We start from the raw sequence: 16,279 nt of genomic DNA, 5'->3' as shown, positions 1-16,279 counted from the left end.
TCGAAGGAGGCCGGGCATGATCCGGTCACTTGGTGTCGCCGCCGTCATCTGCCTCGCTCTCACCGCCTGCTCCTCCGGCGGCTCCGCGCCCAAGCAGGCCGCCGGCAAGACGGAGCTGAAGCTCTACAACGACAAGGGCGCCTGGAGCAAATACTTCGAAGAGATGGGCAGCCTGTCCAAGCAGCAGATCGGCCTGTCCATGAAGCCGGTCGGCTACACCGACGAGCCGACGTACCAGGCGTTCATCAAGGCGTCGTTCCGCACGGACGTGAAGCCCGACCTGTTCACCTGGACGACGGGCGGGCGGCTGGCGGAGATCGTCGCGCAGAAGCAGGTCTCCGACACGACCGCCATCTGGCAGGAGGCGATCAAGAACGGCGACCTGTCCGCCGACCTGGCCAAGTACTACACGGTGGGCGGCAAGCAGTACTGCGTGCCGCTGAACGCGGCGTACTGGGGCATGTTCTACAACAAGAGCGTCTTCGACAAGTACCAGCTCCAGCCGCCGACGACGTGGGACGAGCTGACCAAGGTCGCCGACACCCTGAAGAAGAACGGCGTGACCGCCTTCTACCACACGTCGGTGCTGTTCTCCTTCGTCTGGTTCGAGCAGCTCCTGGCCGGCACCGACCCCGACCTCTACGACCGCCTCTCGACAGGTCAGGCGAAGTACACCGACCCCGGCGTGGTCGACGTGATGAAGCGGTGGAAGTCGATGATCGACGCCGGGTACTTCAACAACCCCGGCGACAAGACCGACCCGGGCGACGTGCTCAAGACCGGCAAGGCCGCGATGGTGTCGTTCGGCACGTGGTTCAACACGAGCATGACGCAGCGCGACATGAAGGCGGGCACCGACTACGGCTTCTTCGTCATCCCGAACGTCAACCCCGCGCTGCCCAAGACGTCGATGATCTTCGAGAGCGGCCCGCTCTGCTCGCTGGCCAAGGCGCCCGACCCCGACGCGAGCACGAAGTACCTCAAGTGGTGGGTGGGGTCGTCCGCCCAGGAGAAGTGGGCCACGGCCAGGGGCGACGTGTCGGCCAACCCCAAGGTCGCCATCGCCGACCAGGCCATCGCCGAGGTCAGCAAGGCGGCGGGCAGCGGCGAGTACCGCCTGGTCAACCGCTACTTCGAGGCCACGCCGCCCCCGGTGCTCACCGCGGCGCTGGACGGCTTCGGCGCCTTCGTCGTCAAGCCGGACACCTACCAGAAGGTCCTGACGGACATCCAGGCGGCCGCCGACGAGTACTGGAGCACCCACCCCCAGGGCAACTGAGCATGGGTCAGGGCAGGAAGCCGCGGTGGCGGGCGGCGACCACCGTCTCCATGCGGGTGTGCGTCCCCAGCTTGCGCATCGCGTTGCGCAGGTAGCTCTTGACCGTCTCTGGCCGGATCCCGAGCCTCTCCCCGGTCTCCGCGTTGCCGCAGCCCACGGCGACCAGGGCGAGGACGTCGAGCTCGCGCGGCGACAGCGGGCTCGGCCGCTCCGGGGTCCGGCCGTTCGGACGGGCCAGCCGGTCGCACACGTCCTGGAGGCGGGCCCGGATCCCGGCGTCGGCGACGTCCTGGGTGATGGCCCTGAGCTGGGCGTGCGCCTGGCGGACCGCCTCCCACTCGCCGGCGGTCGGCGACTCGCGGGCGGCCCGGGTGATCGCCGCCGTCTCCATCTCGGCCAGCCGCCGCTCCACCTCCCGCCTGACGGTCAGCTCGAAGCTCACCCGCGCGGCGACCTGGGTCATGGCGTCCACCACGCGGTCGCTGATCGACAGGGGCTCGCGGATCCCGCCGTACAGGACGCCGGACACGCCGCCGTCCACCGTGACCGGCACGGCCGCGATGGCCCGCAGCCCCTCGGCGATCACCGGTCTGTCGTACTCGTGGCTGATGCGCGGGTCGGCGGCGTAGTCGTCGACCGTGCCGGGGCGCGCGGTGGTGATCACCCGGCCGCCGAGCCCGTTGCCCGCGCTGACGACCAGGCCGCGCAGCGCGCCGGTCAGGGTGCCGCTGAACTCCGTCAGCGTCACGCCGAGCGAGCGGGGCCCCACCCCACCTCCGAACACGACCGGCAGCCCCGTTGCCCGGCGCAGCCGGCCGACGGCGGTCTGGAACGCCTCACGGTCGGTGGGCGCGTACGGTGCGGCCATAGCACCAGCATGGACGAGGCCGTGGTCGAGAGCCACCCCCGAATGGGGGTAGTACGGGGCCGGGTCCGGGGGAATTCTCCGTTCATGGCTGATGCACTGCTCTCGTACGCCTCGGGCGTGTCCGAGGTCCCCCTCCTGGGGGAGACGATCGGGGAGAACTTCGAGCGCACCGTGGCGCGGTTCGGCGAGCGCGAGGCGCTGGTGGACGTGGCGGCCGGGCGCCGCTGGACCTACGCGGAGCTCGACGCCGCCGTGAACGAGGTGGCGCTCGGCCTGCTGGCCCGCGGCATCGCCAAGGGCGACCGGGTCGGCATCTGGGCGCCCAACTGCGCCGAATGGGTGCTCGTCCAGTACGCCACCGCGAAGATCGGCGCGATCCTGGTGAACGTCAATCCCGCGTACCGGGCCCACGAGCTGGCCTACGTCGTGAAGCAGTCGGGCATGCGGCTGCTCGTCAGCGCGGTCACGCACAAGAGCAGCGACTACCGGGCGATGATCGGCGAGATCGGGTTCGCGGACGCGGTGTTCATCGGCGAGCCCGGCTGGGACGAGCTGGTCGAGAGCGGCAGGCACGCCGACCCGGCCCTGCTGGCGGAGCGGGCGGCGCGGCTGACGTTCGACGACCCGATCAACATCCAGTACACGTCGGGCACGACCGGCTTCCCCAAGGGCGCCACGCTGTCCCACCACAACATCCTCAACAACGGCTACTTCGTCGGCGAGTTGCTCGGCTACACCGAGGCCGACCGGGTGTGCCTGCCGGTGCCCCTCTACCACTGCTTCGGGATGGTCATGGGCAATCTCGGCGCGACCTCGCACGGCTCGTGCGTCGTGCTGCCCTCGCCGGGGTTCGACCCGGAGGCGACGCTGCGCGCCGTGCAGGCCGAGGGGTGCACGTCCCTGTACGGGGTGCCGACGATGTTCATCGCAGAGCTGGCCCTGCTGACCGGGTCCGGAAATTTCGATCTTTCGACGCTCAGAACGGGCATCATGGCTGGCTCCCCGTGCCCCGTCGAGGTCATGAAACGCGTCGTCAGCGAGATGAACATGACCGAGGTCGCCATCTGCTACGGCATGACCGAGACCTCACCCGTGTCCACGATGACCCGCCGGGACGACGGACTGGCCCGCCGCACCGAGACCGTCGGCCGCGTCATGCCGCACGTCGAGGTCAAGGTCGTCGACCCGGAGACCCGGCTGGCGCTCCCCCGCGGCGTGCCGGGCGAGCTGTGCACCCGCGGCTACTCGGTCATGCTCGGCTACTGGGCCCAGCCCGACGCCACGGCCGAGGCCATCGACACCGCCCGCTGGATGCACACCGGCGACCTGGCCACCATGGACGCCGACGGCTACGTCAACATCGTCGGCCGCATCAAGGACATGGTGATCCGCGGCGGCGAGAACATCTATCCGCGCGAGATCGAGGAGTTCCTCTACGGCCACCCGGACGTCGCCGACGTGCAGGTGATCGGCGTGCCCGACGAGAAGTTCGGGGAGGAGCTGATGGCCTGGGTCGTCATGCGGCCGGGCGCCGAGCCGCTGACGGCCGGGCGCGTCAGGGAGTACTGCTCGGGGCGCCTGGCCCACTACAAGATCCCCCGGTACGTGCACGTGGTGGACGCGTTCCCGATGACGGTCACCGGCAAGATCCGCAAGGTGGAGATGCGCGAGCAGGCCGCCGGCATCCTCGGCCGCTCATGAAGACCGGCCCGCGCCACCGCCGGCACAGCGGCGGCGCGGCGCCGCGGGTCAGTTCTGGTCGAGGAAGCGCTGGGCCAGCGTGCGGCCCAGGTTGACGGCCTGGGTGTGGTTCTCGATGGTCTGGACCTTGGTGCCGGAGCCGGTGAAGACGATGTACGTGACGCCGGTGTCCGTGCCGCCGTTGCTCGGGTCGGGGTTGATGCCGAGGTCGGCCGCCGTCCGGTAGGACGCCTCGCCGATGATCCCGCTCGGTCCCGTGTCACCCATCACGGCGTACTCCACCTGCCCGTTGTAGACGATCGCCACCACGGTGCCGCAGCCGATGCCCTTCGTCCGGTAGTCCCAGATGGAGCTGGGGCTCGGCACCACCATGTACGCGAGCTGCGCCGCGTTGAGCGGCGTGTCCCCGCTGGTGTGGCAGAACGTGTCGGGCTGGAAGCAGCAGTCGGTGTCCTCGTTGCACTGCGACGTGCGCACCCCGTCGCAGTCGATGTCCATGTCGCCCTTCCAGAACACCGCGCCGGTCTTCTCGCACACCGCGACCGTCGCCGAGCTCACGTCGGAGTCCGTCTTGTACTTGCCGTTGGAGATCTGGCTGCACGCGGTCACCTTCGCGAGGAGCTGGTCGGCCGTCGGCCCGGTGCCACCGCCGCCGGTCGTGCCGGTGGCCGCGGCGCTGCGCCCGGACTCGTTGCCCGCCGCGTCGATCGCGGTGACCGTGTACGTGTGCGTGGACCCGGCGGTGAGCCCGCCGATCGTGGCGCCGGCCGTCGGCGTGGTCGTGACCACAGTCGTCCCCTCGTAGACGCGGTAGCCGGTGACGGCCACGTTGTCGGTGGAGTCCGTCCAGGACAGCGTGATGCTGGAGGCCGAGGTGCCGGTGACGCGGACGTCCGCGGGCACGGTCGGCGCCTGCCCGTCGGGCCCGCCGGAGCCGCTGACCGAGAGCCGGTCCACGTTGGGGCCGCCGTTGGCGGTGGTGGCGGTCGCGCGGACGGTGTTGACCCCTGCGTTCAGCGACACCGTCAAGGCGGCGTCCGCCCAGGTGTCCCAGTTGGCGGTGCCGGGGAAGTCGCGGGTCTGGACGACGGTGCCGTTGACCGCGAGGGTCATCGGCCGGTTGACGGTCGTGCCGTTGGCGTACCTCAGCGTGAGGGTGTGCGTGCCGGCCTCGGCCACGTTGACGGACCACTCGATGTAGCCGCCCACGGCGTTGACGTAGTCGACGAAGCCGGAGCCGGTGTAGCCGGTGTGGTTGGTCGCCACCGCGGCCTGCGACAGCGTGGCGGCCTCCGCCTGGTACTCGGTCGCGGGCGCGTCTGCCACGGTCACCTCGAGGTAGTCGAGGTTGGGGTTGCCGCCCGAGCCGGTCGAGGTGATGCGGATCTTGTTGTCGCCCGCGGCGAGCGTGGCGGTCAGGGTGGAGGCGGCCCACGTGGTCCAGGCCCCGGTGGGGCCGAACGCGCGCCCGGCCGAGACGACCGTGCCGTTGACCGAGACATCGGTGGTGCGGGTCGTGGTCGTGCCGTTGGCGTAGCGGATGGCGAGGGTGGCGGTGCCGGCCGCGGGCGCGTTCACCGTCCACTCGGTGTACGGGCCCGCGGCGTTGTCGCTGTTGACGAAGCCGGTGCCGGAGAAGCCGGCGTGGTTGGACTCGACGACGCCCTGGACGTTGGTGGCGTTCTCGGCCTCGTACCGGACGGTCGCGGCCCGGGCGGGTAACGCGACCAGGCCGGTGAGGGCCAGGCAGGAGACGGCCATGACGACGAGGCGGCGTAAGCGTGGGGGGTGCACAGGCGTTCCTTCCAAGCTGAAAACGTCTCAGGAGACGTCGAGATAGTCGACGTTGGGTCCGCCGTTGGCGGTGGTGCCCGTCAGGCGGACGGTGTTGGCCCCGGCGTTCAGCGACACCGTGAGCGTGGAGTCCGCCCAGGTGTCCCAGTTGCCGGTGCCGGGGAAGTCGCGGGTCTGGACGACGGCGCCGTTGACCGCGACGGTCATCGGCCGGTTCACCGAGGTGCCGTTGGCGTACCGGATGGTGACGGTGCGCGAGCCGGCCTCGGCGGCGTTCACGGCGAACTCCACGTACGAGCCGGCCACGTTGTCGGCGTTGACGAACCCGGTGCCGGAGAAGCCGGCGTGGTTCGACTCGGCCGCGCCCTGCGAGATCGTCGCGTTCTCGGCCTCGTAACGGGTCGCGGCGGCGGCCGGCCGGGCGCGGATGAGGCGGGTCTCCCCCGGGCGCAGGGTGGCGCTGTAGGAGGAGGCGACGGTGCCCTCGGAGGCGCCCGACCACAGGTTCGTGACGGCGGCCGGACCGGTGAAACCGGCCTGCGCCCAGGTGACGCTCACCGTGGAGTTGCCCGACGTGCCGGTGTTGTAGAGCGCGACGATGTAGTCGCCGTTGGCCTCCCGCTTGCGCCACACCTGGTTGACGCCGCTGTTGACGACGCGCTGGGCGGCCACGCCGTCCTGGTTGACCACGATGAGCCGGTCGTTCTTCAGCATCGCCAGGTCAACGGAGGTGAGCGCGGTCAGGTCGGTGCCGAGCAGCAGCGGGCTCGCGGCCATCGCCCAGTGCGTCATGTGCGAGCGGCGCTGGTCGGCGGTGAGCCCGACCTGGTCGCCGTTGCCGATCTGCAGCGAGTCGTAGTCGTTCCAGCCGCCCGGACCGGCGTACTGCTGCCAGGAGGCGGCCGAGTTGAACCGGCTGACGACGTGCGACCAGTCGGTGAGCGGGTAGCCGCTGCCGTTCGGGCCGGAGCCGCAGTAGCACTCGACGTCGCCCTGGGTGCGCCAGCTGTTGGCCAGCCGCTTCCAGGTGGTGGCCTGGGCGATCGGCAGGTTGTTGGAGAGCGCGAAGTTGATCGGCCGGCCGGTCTGGCGCAGCGCCTTGTCCCACGCCTCCACGTCCGCGACCGTGGACGCGTCCACGCCGTCGATCTTGAGGTAGTCCACGCCCCACGAGGCCATCTGGTCGGCCCACGAGTCGATGAACGCCTGCGCGCCCGGGTGGGAGTACTTGAGCCGGTACATGTTCTTGCAGTTGTAGTTCTTGTGGGTCTGCGAGGTGTCCGCGATGTCCTGCGCGTGGTACGACGTGCCCTCGATCGGCTTGTTGGCGGTGACGGCGTTCTTCGCGATGCCCGGGGTGACGTAGAAGCCGAACTTCAGCCCCTTGGCGTGCACGTAGTCGGCCAGCGCCTTGATCCCGGACGGGAACTTGGCGGTGTCGACCGCCCAGCGGCCGTAGTCGTCGACGACGAAGCCGTTGGAGTCGCACTTCTGGTAGAAGTCGTCGAGGTTGACGTAGACGTAGCCCTTGTCGGCCAGGCCGCTGCTGACCAGCGCGTCCGCCTGGGCCTTCATCTTGGTCTCGTCGGGCCAGCGGCGCACGAAGCTCCAGCTGCTCCAGCCCATCGCGGGCCTGATCGACAGCCCGTTGTCGGAGGCGGCGGCCGGTGCCGCGGGCACGGTCAGGCAGGTGGCGGCCAGCGCCAGCGCCGCGAATAACGCTTTCATGAGGCGCCTCCGGTCGTGACGTCGATGTAGTCGAGGTTCGGGTTGCCGCCGTCGGTCGTCGCGGTCACCCGCAGCGTGTTGGCCCCGGCGTTGAGCGGGACGGTGAACGTGTCGGTCGCCCAGGTGGTCCAGGCGCCGGTGCCGGGGTAGTCGCGGTTCTGGGCGGCGCCGCCGTTCACGGTGACGGCCGCCGGGCGGGCGGTCGTCGTCCCGTTGGCGTGGCGCAGCGCGATCGTGGCGGTTCCGGCCGCGGGCGCGTTGATCGTCCATTCGGTGTAGGAGCCGGTGACGTTGTCGCCGTTGACGAACCCGGTACCGGAGTAGCCGGCGTGGTTGGACTCGACGGCGCCCTGGGAGATCGTCGCGTTCTCGGCCTCGTAGCGGGTACCGGTGGGGCCGCCGCCGCCCGCGTACCGGCCGCCGGCCCACGCCTCGTCCACCCGCCAGCGGGCGACGCCGTGGTGCCCGGTCTTGGAGAGGCGGACGTAGCGGGCGGTGACCGCGTTCAGGTCGATGAACTGGACGCCGCGGGCGTTCGGCACGGTCCCGGTCTTGACCGCGCTCCCCCAGGTCGAGCCATCGTTACTGACGTGCACCTGGTAGCCGGAGATCCGCGCCGACCCGGACGACGGGTAGACGGTGGAGTCCTCCCGCTGGTTGATCGCCAGGTACTGGATGGGCTTGGCGGACCCCAGGTCGAAGGTGAGCCGCGCGGGCTCGGCGGCGTCGCTGTCCCAGTAGGTCAGGTAGTTGCCGTCGCCCGCCGCCGCCGCGCCGTGGCCGCTGGTGGACGAGCTCGCCGACAGCGTGACGCCGGTGTATATGCCCTGGCGGCCGCTGGTGACGACCTTGAAGACGGTGTCGTACTGGTCCCAACCGGAGATCCCGCTGAGCGTCAGCGTGCCGCCCGACTGCGTGAACGCGACCGGCGCGCCCGTGCGCAGGTTCGTCACCGCGCTGACCCGGTAGCCGTTGTCGCGCAGCGTCAGCGTGCTGCCGGACGGCGGCGTGATCACGTGGATGTAGTGCCGGTCGGGGTCGTTCTTGGCGACGGTGGTCACGCCGTGCGCGCCGTTGTTCCAGAAGCCCGGCTTGAGCCCGCCGAACATGTAGCCGCCGCCTTCCGTGCCGCCGAGCGACTCCCAGATGGCCGACAGGTACGTGTTCGCGAAGGTGTTGAAGTCGGCCTGCTGGGCCGGGAAGCGCCCGTTGACCATGGGTGTCTCGGCCATCAGCGCCTTGACCGACGAGCCCGCGTTCGTGATGAGCCGGCCGAGCGTGAGCTTGCGGTCCACGGCCTGGTCGGAGCCGCCGTACCACCACGGGCCGGCGGTGGGCAGCTTGAAGTCGGCCTCGATCAGCCGGGGCAACGCCGTGTAGACCGCCTGCGGGTAGTCGTACGACGGCGTCATGCCGGTCTTCTGCTCGTTGCTGATCATGTCCATGATCGGCGTGTCTTCGTTGTTGTTCGAGATCGTCATGTCGGGGCGCTGCTGGTAGATCTTGGCGTAGAGGTCGTTCCGCTCCCAGTAGGCGTTGTCGTTGTCGATCCAGAACCCGGCGAGCTTGGGATAGCGCTGCATCTGCTCGAAGAACTGCAGGTAGCTGAACTCGCCGAACCCGTCGCGGGTGGTCAGGTCCACGTCGTGGCCGACGTAGCCGGAGAAGGCCGACGAGTTGAGCCACGACCCCGACGACAGGCCCTCGTTGTGCCACTGCGGGTCGTCGGTCATGTAGTGGATGACCTTCAGACCCTGGGCGTCCGCGGCGTCGATCAGCTCGCCGAGGAAGTCCCGCGTGGTGCGGCAGGAGCCCGGGATCGCCGACGGGTACGGCCGGGCGTAGCCGAGCCGGCTGTGGAAGGTGGCCAGCACGATGTACTGGGCGTGCAGCTTCTTGGCCTCGTTCACCCAGTAGGAAGCGCTCCAGCCGCCGTTGGTGACGTCGGCCTCCCACGCGCTGCAGCTGGTGTGCTGCGGCGAGGTCCGCTCGCCCCAGTGCAGGAAGAGGCCGGCGATCGAGTCGCGCAGGAACGCCTGGCGCGGGTGTTGCAGGTCGGCCCGCGCCGGGGCGGCGGTGAGCAGGCCGAGCAGGAGCGCGAAGACGGCGAGCGTCGCCGTGCGTCTCATGGTGCGCCTCCTAGGATCCGGGGTTGAACGCGGGGTCGCTGCTGATGGCCACCCGGTCCAGGCGGGCGCCGTCCTCGCGGTAGGCGAAGGTGATCGTGCGCGCTCCGGCCGCCAGGTCGTACGTGACGGGCACCTTGGCCCAGTGCCAGGAGGTGCCGATCGGGATGTTGTTCCAGTTCGTCCACGAGCCGGTGCCCGAGCGCACCCAGAACGAGTCGTCGCCGTCATTGGCGGCGATCACGCGGGCCCAGACGGCGAACGTGCCGTCGTGCTCGACCGTGAACGGGATCGTCGTCCAGCCGGTGGAGGGCGCGCTGGACTTGCTGTTGTTGCCGGCGGCGACGGTGACGTACGAGCCGCCGGACGCGGCCTGGTCGGCGGCCGCCTGCATGGGGGCGGTGACCGTGCCCGCCTCCGCCTCGGCGTACAGGCTGTCGGGGGTGCCGGGGACGGGCGTGGAGCCGGTGGCGCGCACGCGCAGCGCGCCGCCGGAGGTGTCGGCGCTGTCGCGCACGGCGTAGCCGCTGACGCCGCTGAACCCGACGTCGTAGGCGCTGCCGCTGCCGCGCTGCGCGACGACGCCGTTCAGTCGCACGTCGGAGGCGTCGTCGACGATCACGTAGGGCCGGTTGTCGTTGTCGTCGAAGCGGGTCTCGCCGTTGAGCGTGATGCCGGTGGCGTGCCTGATCCAGTAGCCGTACGAGGGGCGGGCGCCGTAGTCGCGCGGCGGGTACGTGGTGAGGAACTCGCCGGGCACCCGGCCGGCCTCCGAGGCGGGGTGGCCGCCGGGCACGGTGAGGTCCACGTTCTGGAACGTGATGCCGGGGCCGAGGTCCACGGACGGCGTGCCGGTCAGCGTGCTGGTGTAGTCGGAGGCGCCCACGGTGCTGGTGACCACGGGCGCGGTCAGGTTGGTCCCGGTCACGTTCGAGATCGTGATGTTTCGGATCCGTCCGGCGGGCGGCGAGCCGGGGCAGCGCTTCCGCTCACCGATCTTGAAGAAGAACGGCGACGTGGTCTTGGTGAGCGTCACGTTGTCGTAGTGGACGTCCTCGATGATCGCCCCGTCCATGGACACGATGCCGATCCCGGCCTTGCCCGCGCCCAGCACGGTGATGTTCTCGAACCGGAAGTCGCGGAAGCTCCCGCAGGTCTCCGACCCGAACTGCAGCGCGTTGTTCTCGTGCGAGTAGACGGTGGTGTCGCGCACGCGGACGTTCTGGCTGGTGTAGGTGTGGCCGAGCGCGTAGTCGCTCTTGAACACCAGGGCGTCGTCACTGGCCTCGATGCGGCTGTCGGTGACGGTGACGTTCCAGCTGTTGATCAGGTTGATGCCGTCGCGCACGCCGCTGCTGGAGTGGATCGTCTTGAGGTTGTCGATCGTGACGTCGTGGCAGCCGTTGATCAGGGCGGCGAAGTGGCCGCCGCGCCGGAACGTGACGCCTTCGAGGCTGATGTTCGAGCACTCGGTGAGGGTCAGCGCCTTGTCGGCCTGGCCGGAGGACGGGTTGCCGGTGATGAGGTTGCCGTCGCCGTCGATCGTGCCGGTGCCGGTGATGTGGAAGTCGGTGATGCCGCTGCCCCACATGAGCGAGTTGTGGAAGTGGCTGTGGCCGTAGTCCTGGTAGTCGTCGTTGGGGTTGGACTCGGCGGCGTCCATGCCGCTGCTCGCGGCCAGGAGTGTCGCGCCGGAGTCGAGCCTGAGCGTGACGTTGGACTTCAGGTGGATGGTGCGGGCCCGGTAGCGGCCGGAGGGGAAGACGACGGTGCCGCCCGGGGCCGCACTGGCGGCGTTGATGGCGCGGTCGATGGCGTCGTCGTCGTTGGTCGAGCCGTTCCCGGTGGCGCCGTAGTCGCGCACGTCGAACTCGGCGAGCGCGTGGGCCGGGAGGGGGGCGGCTCCGAGCAGGGCGAGGGCGCATACCAGCAGGGCTCGGGCGAGCGGTTTCATGGCTGGAGCTCCACGTAGTCGAGATTGGGCAGGCCGCCGGCGGTGGTGGCGGTGAGCCGGACGGCGTTGGCGCCGGAGACGAGGGGCACGGTGACGGAGGCGGACACCCAGGTGGTCCAGGCGCCGGTGCCGGGGGCGTTCACGGCGGATCCGGCGGCGCTCCCGTTGACGGTGACCGCGAACGGCCGGTTGGTGCTCGTGCCGTTGGCGTACCTGATCGTGAGCGCCCTGCTGGCGGCCGCCGCCGCGCTCACCGCGAACTCGACGTAGGCGCCGGCCACGTTGTCGGTGTTGACGAAGCCGGTGCCGGAGTACCCGGCGTGGTTCGACTCGACGGCGCCTTGGGAGATCGTCGCGTTCTCGGCCTCGTAGCGGGCTCCCGCCGTGTTCGAAATGTCCTTGCCGTTGACGAAGACGCCGGACAGCACGAGGTTGTCGACGTTCGACGCGGTCGGCGTGGCCGTCGTGATGCCGGTGAACGTGCTGTTGGAGATCGTGACGTTCCTGATGTGGTCGGTCGGGCGGCCGTCCAGGTTGTACGCCTGCGCCGCGCCGTCGATCGTGAGGCCGTCGGCGGTGAGGTTCTGCACGACCGGCGGCAGGGAGCCCGAGGTCTCGTAGTTGAGCGTGACGTAGAGGGCGCTGCGCTCCAGGTCGTGGCCGGTGATGCGGCGCAGGTGCACGCCGTCCACGAAGCCGCCGCGGTTGAAGCTGGTCTTGACGTAGAGGGCGTACTTGACCGGGTAGCGGCCGGGGAAGTCGGGCGCGTTGCACTCGCAGTCCTCGGCGAACACGTCGCGGACCCCGCCGGACATCTCGCTGCCGATGGTCACGCCGCCCCACCGGCCGCTGAACCTGCAGTTCTGGATCACGATGTTCTGCGAGGGGCGGTTCACCCGGCGGCCGTCGCGGTCACGTCCCGACTTGACGGGGACGCAGTCGTCGTTGGTGTCGAACTTACAGCCGGTGATCAGCACGTCGGTGCAGGAGTCGGGGTCGCAGCCGTCACCCTGCGAGTTGGTGGAGTAGAAGGTGACGTTCCGGACGGTGACGTTCGTGCAGTAGACCGGGTGCAGGGTCCACATCGCCGGGTTGCGCAGGTTGACGCCCTCGACGAGCACCGCCGTGCAGTTGTAGAGGCCGATCAGGTTGGGGCGCAGCTTGTGGCCGCTGCCGAACTGGCGCTGCGCCACCGGGTGGTCGCTCGCGCCCCAGGACCGGAGCTGGTCGCGGTCCGCGCCGCCGCTCCCCCACGACGACCAGTCGCCGGCGGGCGCGTTGCCGTCGATCGTGCCCGTGCCCGTGATGGCGACGTTGGTCTGGCCGTCGGCGTAGATGAAGGGCGAGTAGTTGAAGCACTCGATGCCCTCCCAGCGGGTGAACACCGTGGGCAGGTAGGAGCCTGGGTCCGTGCGGAACCTGATGGTGCCGTTCACCTGGAGGTTGACGTTGGACAGCAGGTGGATCTTGCCGGTGCGGAACGTTCCCGACGGCACCACCACGCGGCCGCCACCCGCCGCGTTGCATGCGGCGATGGCGTCGCGGAACGCGGCCGTGCAGTCGGTGGAGTTGTCCGGTTTGGCACCGTAATCGGTGATCGGGAACGTGCGGTCGGGGAAGGTCGGCGGGACGATCCTGGCGAGGATCTCGGGCACCCGGTCCCACGGCGACGCGGCCGTGGTGGCCGTGGTGGCGCTGCCCGTGGTGGTGGTGACTGTGGTGGAGCCGGCCGTGGTGGCGGTGGCCTTGGTGGCGGTGGCCTTGGTGGCCGAGCCCGCCGCATGGGCCGTGCCGGTGCCGGCCAGGAGGGCGCCGCCCGCGACGCCGCCGGCTTTGAGCAGGTCGCGCCGGGAGATCGTCACTGGACCACCTCCAGGTAGTCGAGGTTCGGGCAGCCGCCCGCCGTGGCGGCGGTGAGGCGGATGGTGTTGGCCCCGGCGGCGAGGTCGGCCACCACGCTCCGGGAGGCCCAGGTGGTCCAGGCGCCGGTGGCGGGGAAGGACAGGCCGGAGGCCACGACCCGGCCGTTGACGGCCAGGTCCGCGAGGCGATCGGAGCCCGTCCCGTTGGCGTACCGGACGGTCAGCGTGGCGGGGCCGGCCGCGGCGGCGGTGTGCCGCCACTCCACGTAGGCGCCCGCCACGTTGTCGGTGTTGACGAACCCGGCGCCGGAGAATCCCGCGTGGTTGGACTCGACGACGCCCTGCGAGATCGTGGCGCTCTCCGCCTCCAGCCGGGTGGCGGTGGCCTGCACCTGCTTGTACGCGCGCATGTTGCGCAGCAGCAGGTAGCAGTTCTGCAGCGAGCCGGAGGTGTCGCCGAGCGAGCGGTAGATGCCCCACTTGGGGCGGACCCGGTCGCCGAGGAAGGTGTCGCCGGTCTTGGTGGCGTCCACGAGCGTGGTGCCGCCGCTGCGCAGCACCCACCGCACCGAGCCCGAGCCGCCGTCGCCGATCTTGATCTCGTACTCGGCGTCGATCCACTTGTCGTGCAGCGGCTCGAGCTCGGTGCGCCCCACCAGGGTGTCGGATTCGAAGATCTTGTGCTCGATGGTCTGGACGCCGTTCACGCGGCGCAGCGACGTGACGGTGATCGGGCTGGTGCCGGTGCCCGGCATCTTGGTCTGGCTGATGTGGGTGAAGGTCGTGGTCGCCTTCAGCGAGCTCGGAATGTACATCGAGTACGTGACGCGCCAGGTCTCACCGGTCAGCCAGCGCAGGTAGCCGTCCGGGTTCCGGTTGCCGGTGACCTCCTGGCGCTGCCGGTCCGTCGACGTGTCGCGGTCGGCGGTGTGCATGTTGAAGCGGAAGGCGTCGCCCTCGACGTAGATGTGGGGCTGGCCGGCCGGATGCGAGTCGGCGCGGTCGTCCTCGATCGTCTCGAACGCGCGCAGCCCGACGGCCGCCGGGTCGGGCGCCCACATGAGCTTCCAGGCCGGGGCGGCGGCCGAGGCGGGCCTGGCGGGCAGGGCGGGGGCGAGGAACGCGGCCCCCACCAGGGCGCCAAGCTGGCGACGGGTCACGCTCATGGTTGTGCCTCCAGGTAGTCGAGGTTGGGGCCGCCGTTCGCGGTGGTGGCGGTCGCCCTGATGGTGTTGGCGCCGGCGGCCAGCTGGGCGGAGACCGTCGTGGACTCCCAGGTGGTCCAGGTGCCCGTGCCGTTGAAGGGTTTGGCCGCCGCCACGACCGTGCCGTTGACCGCGATGTCCATCGCCCGGTTGGCGGTGGTGCCGTTGGCGTAGCGCAGGGTGAGCGTCGCCGTCCCCGCTGCGGCGGCATTCACGGTGAACTCCACGTACGAGCCGGCCACGTTGTCGTAGTTCACGAACCCGGTGCCGGAGAAGCCGGCGTGGTTGGACTCGACCGCGCCCTGCGAGATCGTCGCGTTCTCGGCCTCGTACCGGTTGCCCGGCGGTGACCCTCCGTACAGGACGCCGTTGATGCGGACGTCGCGCAGCACGACGTTGTCTGCGTTGGAGAGCTGGGGAGCCGGGGTGTCGATTCGCGTGAAGGTGCTGTTGGCGATCGTGACGTTCCGGATGTGGCTGGCGGCGGAGCCCGACAGCTTGATCGCGAACGGCGAGTCGGCGATGTTGAGCCCGTCCACGGTGATGTTCTGGATGACCGGGTTGACGATCGGGCCGTTGCCGGGGCCGGTCAGGCTGTAGTTCATGTCGATGTAGAAGCCGCCCCGGTCGCACGGGCCACCCGTCAGGTTGCGGACGTGCACGCCGTCGACCGTCCCGCCGCGCCGGTTGTTGGTCTTCAGGTAGAGGGCGTAGAAGGAGTGATAACTGGAGCCGGCGAGGATGCGGTTGTTCTCGGCGAAGACGTTGCGGACGCCGCCGGACATCTCGCTGCCGACCGTGATCGCGCCCCAGCGGCCGTAGTAGGTGTTGTCGCGGATGACGATGTCGGTGGACGGCACGCCCACGCGGCGGCCGTCGGTGTCACGGCCCGACTTGATGACGGTGCCGTCGTCGCCGGTGTCGAACGTGCAGCCCTCGATGAGCACGTCCGAGGAGGATTCGGGGTCGACGCCGTCCACCATCGCGCCCCGGCTATAGATTTTGACCCGCCTGATCGTGATATTTCGGGATAAGACGGGGTGGATGGTCCACATCGCGGGGTTACGGATGTCCAGGTCCTCGACGAGGATGTTCCGGCAGCCGTAGAACTGGATCATGTTCGGCTTGAGGAAGTGGCCGTCGCCGAACTGCCGCTGCTCCACCGGCACGCCGTCCACGGCCTGCTGCTGCAACCGGTCCCAGTCCGGGCCGCGCTGGTCGTCGAAGCCGAACCAGGGCCCGGCCGCCGCGTTCCCGTCGATCGTGCCGGTGCCGGTCAGGGCGAGGTCGGTCTGGTTCCTGGCGTAGATGAAGGGCGAGTAGTTGTAGCACTCGATCCCCTGCCAGCGGGTGAAGACCGTCGGCAGGTACGAGCCCGCGTCCGATCTGAACCGGATCGTGCCGCCCGCCTCGACGTGCAGCCGCACGCCGGACAGCAGGTGGATCTTGCCGGTGCGGAACTTGCCGGTGCCGGGCACGAGCACCGTGCCGCCGCCCGCCGTGTTGCAGGCCGCGATGGCGGAGCGGAAGGCGGCCGTGCAGTCGGTGGAGTTGTCCGGCTTGGCACCGTAATCGGTGATCGGGAACGTGCGGTCGGGGAAGGTCGGCGGCGCGATCCTGGCCAGGATCGCGGGCACCTGGTCCCACGGGGAGTCGAGCGTCCGGGCCGTGGCGGGCGCCGGCGGCAGCACGGCGCCCGCCTGCACGGGGACGAGCAACGCTCCTTTGAGCACGGCCCTTCTGGAGGGATGCATCGGAGGCT

At 70.1% G+C, this 16,279-nt stretch carries 10 protein-coding genes; 2 read left to right on the top strand and 8 right to left on the bottom strand.

The annotated features are described in order from the left end of the window. Window positions 1-16: 16 nt before the first annotated feature. Complete coding sequence (locus ACIBI9_RS47040; RefSeq protein ID WP_397232916.1) at window positions 17-1,279, top strand: ABC transporter substrate-binding protein; 1,263 nt, start codon at window positions 17-19, stop codon at window positions 1,277-1,279. A gap of 7 nt (window positions 1,280-1,286) precedes the next feature. Here the strand turns inward: ACIBI9_RS47040 and ACIBI9_RS47035 are convergent, their stop codons facing one another. Next, window positions 1,287-2,147, bottom strand: a complete 861-nt coding sequence (locus ACIBI9_RS47035) for a LuxR C-terminal-related transcriptional regulator (protein WP_397232914.1) — start codon at window positions 2,145-2,147, stop codon at window positions 1,287-1,289. Window positions 2,148-2,231: 84 nt separating this feature from the next. Here ACIBI9_RS47035 and ACIBI9_RS47030 point away from each other — a divergent pair, with 84 nt between their 5' ends. Continuing rightward, window positions 2,232-3,848 (top strand): AMP-binding protein, encoded by a 1,617-nt coding sequence (locus ACIBI9_RS47030; RefSeq protein ID WP_397232912.1) that lies wholly within the window; start codon window positions 2,232-2,234, stop codon window positions 3,846-3,848. Window positions 3,849-3,896: 48 nt separating this feature from the next. On the opposite strand, the gene ACIBI9_RS47025 is transcribed toward ACIBI9_RS47030, so the two are convergent. From ACIBI9_RS47025 to ACIBI9_RS46995, 7 genes are read right to left on the bottom strand one after another with little or no spacing between them, the layout of a single operon-like run. Beyond that, window positions 3,897-5,642 (bottom strand): CBM35 domain-containing protein, encoded by a 1,746-nt coding sequence (locus tag ACIBI9_RS47025; RefSeq protein ID WP_397232910.1) that lies wholly within the window; start codon window positions 5,640-5,642, stop codon window positions 3,897-3,899. A 27-nt stretch (window positions 5,643-5,669) separates the two neighbouring features. Beyond that, the gene (locus tag ACIBI9_RS47020; protein WP_397232908.1) at window positions 5,670-7,370 is read right to left on the bottom strand and encodes a CBM35 domain-containing protein; all 1,701 of its coding nucleotides are present in this window, start codon (window positions 7,368-7,370) and stop codon (window positions 5,670-5,672) included. Further along, the gene (locus ACIBI9_RS47015) at window positions 7,367-9,499 is read right to left on the bottom strand and encodes a discoidin domain-containing protein (protein ID WP_397232906.1); all 2,133 of its coding nucleotides are present in this window, start codon (window positions 9,497-9,499) and stop codon (window positions 7,367-7,369) included. The genes ACIBI9_RS47020 and ACIBI9_RS47015 overlap by 4 nt, the downstream gene beginning before the upstream one ends. A gap of 10 nt (window positions 9,500-9,509) precedes the next feature. Then, window positions 9,510-11,450, bottom strand: coding sequence for a glycoside hydrolase family 28 protein (locus ACIBI9_RS47010; RefSeq protein ID WP_397232904.1), 1,941 nt, complete (start codon window positions 11,448-11,450; stop codon window positions 9,510-9,512). After that, a complete protein-coding gene (locus ACIBI9_RS47005) occupies window positions 11,447-13,312 on the bottom strand; it encodes a glycosyl hydrolase family 28 protein (RefSeq protein ID WP_397232902.1) in 1,866 nt (621 codons plus the stop codon). The genes ACIBI9_RS47010 and ACIBI9_RS47005 overlap by 4 nt, the downstream gene beginning before the upstream one ends. Then, on the bottom strand, window positions 13,309-14,478 hold the full coding sequence (locus ACIBI9_RS47000; RefSeq protein ID WP_397232900.1) for a CBM35 domain-containing protein: 1,170 nt from the start codon (window positions 14,476-14,478) through the stop codon (window positions 13,309-13,311). Before ACIBI9_RS47000 ends, ACIBI9_RS47005 begins: the two co-directional genes overlap by 4 nt. Continuing rightward, window positions 14,475-16,271 (bottom strand): glycosyl hydrolase family 28 protein, encoded by a 1,797-nt coding sequence (locus tag ACIBI9_RS46995; RefSeq protein ID WP_397232898.1) that lies wholly within the window; start codon window positions 16,269-16,271, stop codon window positions 14,475-14,477. The genes ACIBI9_RS47000 and ACIBI9_RS46995 overlap by 4 nt, the downstream gene beginning before the upstream one ends. Between the last annotated feature and the right edge of the window lie 8 nt (window positions 16,272-16,279).

The sequence above is a fragment of the Nonomuraea sp. NPDC050451 genome, from assembly GCF_044458585.1.
The sequence above is the reverse complement of the archived record's forward strand: the minus strand, read 5'-3'. Positions and strand labels throughout refer to the sequence as shown.